General features: G+C 75.9%; 2 protein-coding genes. Both read left to right on the top strand.

Annotated elements, in window-relative coordinates:
- The coding region (locus VGR37_07535; protein HEV2147239.1) for an acyl carrier protein at window positions 1-377 on the top strand (377 nt) is incomplete at its 5' end.
- Window positions 378-379: 2 nt separating this feature from the next.
- Window positions 380-2056: polyketide synthase (locus VGR37_07530; protein HEV2147238.1), on the top strand; the 1677-nt coding region annotated here is incomplete at its 3' end.

The raw sequence follows: 2056 nt of genomic DNA, 5'->3' as shown, positions 1-2056 counted from the left end.
CCGCGGGACCGGGCGAGCGGACGGAGATGCTGGAGGCGCACGTGGCCGCCGAGGTGGCCCGCGTCCTGGGGCTCGGCGGCGAGCTCCCCGACCCGCGGCAGGGCTTCTTCGACCAGGGGATGGACTCCCTCATGGCGGTGGAGCTGCGGGGGCGGCTGCAGGCGGCGCTGGGGCGGACTCTCCCCACCTCCACCGTGTTCAACTACCCCACCGTGCACTCCCTCGCCCGCTTCCTGGCGGAGGGGCTCCCCGGCGCCGGGGAGCCGCGTGACGGCGGCCCCGCGCCCGGCGTGGAGCCCGCGGTGGACGACCTCGGCAACCTGTCCGACGACCAGCTCCTGGCGCTGCTCGCGGGCGAACTGGAGAACGGCGACTGACCATGAGCGACACCCCGCAGCGCCCGGACGCCCGCGCCATGCTGGAGCGCGCCTACCTGGAGCTCAGGACGGCGCGCGCGCGGCTGGCCTCGCTGGAGCAGGCCCGCACCGAGCCCATCGCCATCGTGGGGATGGCGTGCCGCTTCCCCGGCGGCGCGGACACCCCGGAGCGGTTCTGGGAGATCCTGCGCGACGGCGTGGACGCCGTGCGCACCGTGCCGGCGGACCGCTGGGACGCCGACGCGCTGTACGACCCGGACCCCGCCGCGCCGGGGAAGATGTACACCCGCGAGGGCGGCTTCGTGGACGACGTGCAGGGCTTCGAGCCTGAGTTCTTCGGGATCTCCCCGCGCGAGGCGCTCACCATGGACCCGCAGCAGCGCATGCTGCTGGAGGTGAGCTGGGAGGCGCTGGAGCGCGCCGGCCTGGCCCCGTCCGGGCTGCAGGGGAGCCGCACCGGCGTGTTCGTGGGGATCGGCATCACCGACTACGCGCAGCGGCACATCCGCTCCGGCGACCCGGACCGCATCGACCCGTACGCCGGGACCGGCACCCACCTGAGCGTGGCCGCGGGGCGGATCGCGTACGCGCTGGGGGTGCACGGGCCCACGCTGTCGGTGGACACGGCCTGCTCCGCCTCGCTGGTCTCCGTCCACCTGGCCTGCCAGAGCCTGCGCGGCGGCGAGGCCGACCTGGCGCTGGCCGGCGGCGTCAACCTGGTCCTCTCCCCGGAGAGCCACGTCTACCTTTCGCGGGTGCGCGCCCTGTCGCCGGACGGCCGGTGCAAGACCTTCTCGGCCGCGGCGGACGGCTACGGGCGCGGCGAGGGGTGCGGGATGATCGCGCTCAAGCGGCTTTCCGACGCGCGGCGCGACGGCGACCGCGTCCTGGCCGTCATCCGCGGCTCGGCCGTGAACCACGACGGGCCCAGCAGCGGGCTCACCGTCCCCAACGGCCTCGCCCAGCAGGCGGTGCTCCGCGCTGCGCTGGAGAACGCGGGGGTGGGGCCCGCGGAGGTGGGCTACGTGGAGGCGCACGGCACCGGCACCCCGCTGGGCGACCCCATCGAGGTGGACTCGCTCGCCGCCGTGATGGGCGAGGGGCGCCCGGCCGACGCGCCGCTCGCCGTCGGCTCGGTGAAGACCAACGTGGGCCACCTGGAGGCGGCGGCGGGGATCGCGGGGCTGATCAAGGCGGTGCTGGCGCTGCAGCACGAGGAGATCCCGCCGCACCTGCACCTGGGCGAGCGCAACCCACACGTGGAGTGGGACAGTCTCCCCATCACCATCCCCACCGAGCGCACCCCCTGGCCGCGCAACGGCCGGCGCCGCCTCGCGGGCGTCAGCTCCTTCGGCCTGAGCGGCACCAACGCGCACGTCGTCCTCGAAGAAGCGCCGGTCCCGGAGGCCGCCGAGCCCGCCGACGCGCCCCGGCCGCCCTTCGTGCTCCCGCTCTCGGCGAAGTCCGAGGAAGCGCTCGCGGCGCTCGTCGGCCGCATGGAGCAGCACCTGGCGGAGCATCCGGAGCAGGACGCGGCAGACGTGTGCTTCACCGCGGCGACCGGGCGCAGCCACTTCGCGCACCGGCTGGCGCTGGTCGGCTCGGATGCGGAGGAGCTGCGGGCGCGCCTGGCCGAGCACGGCGCCGGGGGCGACCCGGTGGGCCTCTACCGGGGGCAC

The sequence above is a fragment of the Longimicrobiaceae bacterium genome (genome assembly GCA_035936415.1).
Classification (GTDB): domain Bacteria; phylum Gemmatimonadota; class Gemmatimonadetes; order Longimicrobiales; family Longimicrobiaceae; genus JAFAYN01.
The sequence above is the reverse complement of the archived record's forward strand: the minus strand, read 5'-3'. Positions and strand labels throughout refer to the sequence as shown.